At 70.8% G+C, this 4,688-nt stretch carries 3 protein-coding genes; all 3 read left to right on the forward strand.

All coding sequences use genetic code 11. The annotated features are described in order from the left end of the window. The first annotated feature begins 618 nt into the window (after positions 1 to 618). The 3 genes from ACZ4UB_RS39460 to ACZ4UB_RS39470 are packed head-to-tail and all read left to right on the forward strand — an operon-like array spanning position 619 to position 4,534. On the forward strand, positions 619 to 1,245 hold the full coding sequence (locus tag ACZ4UB_RS39460) for a hypothetical protein (RefSeq protein ID WP_468078114.1): 627 nt from the start codon (positions 619 to 621) through the stop codon (positions 1,243 to 1,245). A 21-nt stretch (positions 1,246 to 1,266) separates the two neighbouring features. After that, complete coding sequence (locus ACZ4UB_RS39465) at positions 1,267 to 1,800, forward strand: hypothetical protein (RefSeq protein WP_468078116.1); 534 nt, start codon at positions 1,267 to 1,269, stop codon at positions 1,798 to 1,800. 55 nt (positions 1,801 to 1,855) lie between these two features. After that, on the forward strand, positions 1,856 to 4,534 hold the full coding sequence (locus ACZ4UB_RS39470) for a helicase associated domain-containing protein (RefSeq protein ID WP_468078118.1): 2,679 nt from the start codon (positions 1,856 to 1,858) through the stop codon (positions 4,532 to 4,534). Positions 4,535 to 4,688 lie beyond the last annotated feature (154 nt).

Here is a 4,688-nt window from a genome sequence, read left to right on the forward strand (position 1 = left end):
AGATTTGCACTGGTGGGATTTGTGTTCTGCTGTCTTCCCTTCCGATCTCCCGCGGAGCGGGACCCCCAGCGCTGCGCGCTGGGGAAGGGACCGGGCTCGCTGCGCTCGCCCGTAGGGCGGCCCCTTCGCTTCGCTCGGGGGCCCCGGCTTCGCCGGGGCGGGGTCGGCCCTTCGGGCCGGGGTCCTGCGCTTCGCTTCGGACGGCCCGCTGCGCGGGCTGGAGGCCGGGGCGCTTCGCGCCCGCACTCCTGGTCGGGGTGAATAGGGTTAAGGGAGGTGGCGGGTGATTAGAGGTCAGGCCGCTGCGCGGCCGGGCGGGCTGGGTCCGCTGCGCTCCCCCATCCCTTCCGCGGGTCCTTCCGGCTCCGCCTCCAGTCCTCTTGAGGCCCACTTCGTGGGCCTGGCTGGCAGCAGCAAGCGCGTGTCGCTCGTTCGTGTGCAGGTTTCAGCATAGCCGGTGCATCAGTGAGATGTGCGATGTACCTTTGGCGGAAGTGGTGGTCAGGTTCTGGCCGTCTGAAAATCTGGCTCGTGTTCGAGGGAGAGCGGTAGACGATGGCCGGTCACAGTGAATCTACTGGAAATTCGTCCGTACTGAGTAGTCATTCCGTGCGCCGGGTGAATCAGTACCAGGCGGCAGGCGCCAATGCGCGGCTGCGGCTGTTCGCGCTCCTGGCCGCCCAGGGCGTGCCCCACGCGGAGGCGGACGACCTGGTGGCCGCGCTGGAGGCGGGGGCGGTAGCCGGGGCGCAGTCCGGGGTGGTCGAGCTGGACGGTATGGCTCCGGCCTCCCGAGGTGCGGTCTTCGCGGACGGGTGGGATGAGGGCGTGGCCGCGGTGAGCGAGGCCTTGGTCGAGGTAGCGGATCAGGGCTGGGCGCAGCGGGGTGGCCGGTCTGCGGGGGCCGGGGAGTTGGCTGTGCATCTCGCGGATGTGCGGCGGCGTGAGCGGGCCGGTCTGGTGCGGCTGGAGAGGTTCGTCCGGGAGATCGTCCTGCCGCGTGCCCGCCCGCACACCACGCAGTGGCGGCGGGCGCTGGAGGCGCTGGGCGAGGCCGGTGGCCTGTGCACCGCACGGACGGTGAACAGCGACGGGGACACCGTCGTCTGCACCCTCGCGGCCGGGCACTACGACCCTGACGACGAGCCGCCTTTCAGGGACGGGAAGCCCGGCGGTTGGCACAAGGCAGGCACCTCGATCTGGAACGACCGTGGTGCGGCCTGCGTTCCGCACGCGGCTGTCTGAACGGGCAAGGGGCGAATGGGCATGTGGAGTGCTGACGATGTGGCGCGGGATTCGGTGCGCCGACAGGGAAACGGGCTGACCGCCGCGGTGGTGGCGGAGCGGATTGCGGAGGCCGCGGTCAGGGAGCGGGAGACCTCACAGCGGGCCCGGGGCGGCGGAACCTTCTCCGCCTACGAGACGGAGCCGGAGCGGCTGGCCGGTATCTGGGCCGCGAAGCACGTGGAGTGGCAGCGCGTCAGGGACCTGATGGAGCAGAACGGCTGGAACCGCTACGAACCCGAGGGGGACGTCCAGGGTTCCCAGTGGGCGCGGGATCGCGGTGAACGGCGTCAGGCCGCCCTGTCCGCGCACGCTGCGGAGCTGGCGCGGCGGCAGGACGAACAGGATGCCCTGCGGACCGAACTGTGGGTCTCCGCGGGTCCCGGCCGGCTGATCCGGGCGGCGGCCGACCGGGCGGGCCTCCAGCCCGTCGAAGTCCTGGCCCAGCTCGCCGAGCGGGTCGTGCTGGCCGAGGACGGCACCGTGTCCGTACCGCCGTTCTCGCCGTCCCGGTGAATATCCAGAGCCGTCTCAAAAAACTACTGCGCATAAGGTCTGGGGAGACAGGGAAATGTCTGCGATTCAGCTCCGGGAACACCAGGTAGACCAGAAGTCGAGTTTCCGTAATTGGGTGGGGTTTCCTGCACGGAACCCGGTGCCTGCGCGGGGGTCCCGGGCGACGATCGTGTCCGCGACGGGGTCGGGGAAGACCATCACGGCCGCCGCGTGTGCTCTGGAGTCCTTCCCCGGCGGCCGGGTCCTGGTCACCGTGCCGACCCTGGACCTGCTCGCGCAGACCGCCCAGGCCTGGCGGGCCGTCGGCCACACCGCGCCGATGGTCGCGGTCTGCTCCCTGGAGAACGACCCGGTCCTCGCATCACTGGGGGTGCGCACCACCACGAACCCGATCCAGCTGTGCCTGTGGGCAGGGGCCGGGCCGGTCGTCGTGCTCGCCACGTACGCCTCGCTCGTCGACCGCGAGGACATCCGCCAGGAGAAGGTCCGCGGGCCCCTGGAGGCCGCCCTGACGGGCGGGGAACGCCTCTACGGGCAGCAAATGGCCCCCTTCGACCTCGCGGTCGTCGACGAAGCCCACGGGACCGCCGGTGATCTTGGGCGACCGTGGGCGGCGATCCACGACAACGCCCGGATCCCCGCCGACTACCGCCTCTACCTCACGGCCACCCCGCGGATCCTGGCCGCGGCCCGGCCGCAGCGCGGCGCCGACGGCCAGGAGGCGGAGATCGCGTCCATGACCAGCGACCCGGACGGGCCCTACGGGGAGTGGATCGCGGAACTCGGGCTGAACGAGGCGATCGAGCGGGAGATCCTCGCGGGCTTCGAGATCGACGTCCTCGAGATCCGCGACCCCGAGCGGCAGCCCCTCGTACTGTCCGAGGAATCACTGCGCGGACGGCGCCTCGCGCTCCTCCAGACCGCGCTCCTCGAGCACGCGGCCCGCCACAACCTCAAGACCATCATGACCTTCCACCACCGGGTCGAAGAAGCCACAGCCTTCGCCGAGAAGCTCCCCCAGACGGCTGCCGAGCTGTACACCAACGACACCACCGACACCGACCTCGCGAAAGCGGACCGGCTCCCGAAGTCCTCCATCAAGGCCGAGTTCTACGAGCTGGAGGCCGGCCGCCACGTCCCACCCGACCGCGTCTGGGCGCAGTGGCTGTGCGGCGACCACCTCGTCAGCGAACGGCGTGAAGCCCTCCGGCAGTTCGCCAACGGCATCGACGCCGACAACCGGCGCGTGCACCGGGCATTCCTCGCGAGCGTGCGCGTCCTCGGCGAGGGCGTGGACATCACCGGTGAGCGGGGGGTCGACGCGATCTGCTTCGCGGACACCCGCGGTTCCCAGGTCGAGATCGTCCAGAACATCGGACGTGCGCTGCGCCCCCACCGCGACGGGACGACGAAGGTGGCCAGGATCATCGTGCCGGTGTTCCTCGAGCCCGGGGAGAACCCGAAGGACATGGTCGCCTCCGCCAGCTACAGGCCCCTGGTCGCCGTCCTCCAGGGGCTGCGCAGTCACTCGGAACGGCTCGTTGAGCAACTCGCCTCCCGCGCCCTCTCGCGCGGCCAGCACGAGCGTGCACTCCACGTGCAGCGGGACGACGAGGGCCGGATCATCCACGCGGGCAGCGACGGCGACGGTGAGGGCCAGGAGAGCGGCGCCGCCACCGGGATCGAGTCCGCACTGCTGCACTTCTCGACTCCGCGTGATGCCGCGACGATCGCGGCGTTCCTGCGCACCCGCGTCTACCGCCCAGAGTCACTGGTGTGGCTCGAGGGCTACCAGGCACTCGTGCGGTGGCGGGCCGAGAACGAGATCACCGGCGTGTACGCGGTCCCCTACGACACCGAGACCACGGTCGGGGTCACTAAGGACTTCCCTCTGGGGCGGTGGGTCCACCAGCAGCGCAAAGCGCTGCGCGCCGGGGAACTGGCGAAGCGACGCAAGAAGCTCCTGGACGCCCCGGAAGCCGGGATGGTGTGGGAGCCGGGCGACGAGGCCTGGGAGAACAAGCTCGCGGCACTGCGCTCCTACCGGCGGGCCACCGGGCACCTCGCACCCCGGCAGGACGCCGTCTGGGGCGAAGGCGAAGGAGACGACGCACAGTTCGCCATCGGACAGCTCATCGCCAACCTCCGACGCAAGGGCGCCAAGAACGGCCTGGGGAAGAACGAGGACACCGCCACGACCCGGGCCGCGCAGCTCGCCGCGATCGACCAGGACTGGAACTGCCCCTGGCCACTCGACTGGCAACGCCAGTACCGCGTCCTCGCCGACCTGGTCGACGCCGACGGCGTCCTGCCCCACATCGCGCCGGGCGTCGTCTTCGACGGGGACGACGTCGGCAAGTGGCTCCAGCAGCAGAAGCAGCCGGCCACCTGGGCGCGGCTGTTGCCCGAGCAGCAGGAACGGCTGACCAAGCTTGACGTACAGCCCGACCAGACGCCGTCTCCCGCCCCCGTAGCCATGCCCGGGGTGAAGGGGCCGAGCAAGGCGCAGCAGGCGTTCCAGCGGGGCCTGGCTGCCCTCACGCAGTGGGTCGAGCGCGAAGGCGTCGACCGGCCGGTCCCCCGCGGACACACCGAACCGACCGCGGTCGACGGTGAGAGCGACCCGGTGCCTGTGCGACTGGGTGTATGGATCTCCAACACCCGGGCCCGCCGTGACAAGCTCGCCCAGGAGCAGCACGCCGCCCTCGCAGCGCTCGGCGTGCCCTGGGCGTAGTGCGGGGGTGTGACACCACAGCCCAGCAGACTGGCCGTGCTCCTGACGTGAAGTCAGGAGCACGGCCAGTTCCGGTGCCGGGTGCCAGCGAGCCCGGGTGGGGCTCACCGGCGACAGGTTCCGGCTACTTCCACACCTGGTAGTCGCTGCCGTT

The sequence above is a fragment of the Streptomyces sp. NPDC028419 genome, assembly GCF_055565515.1.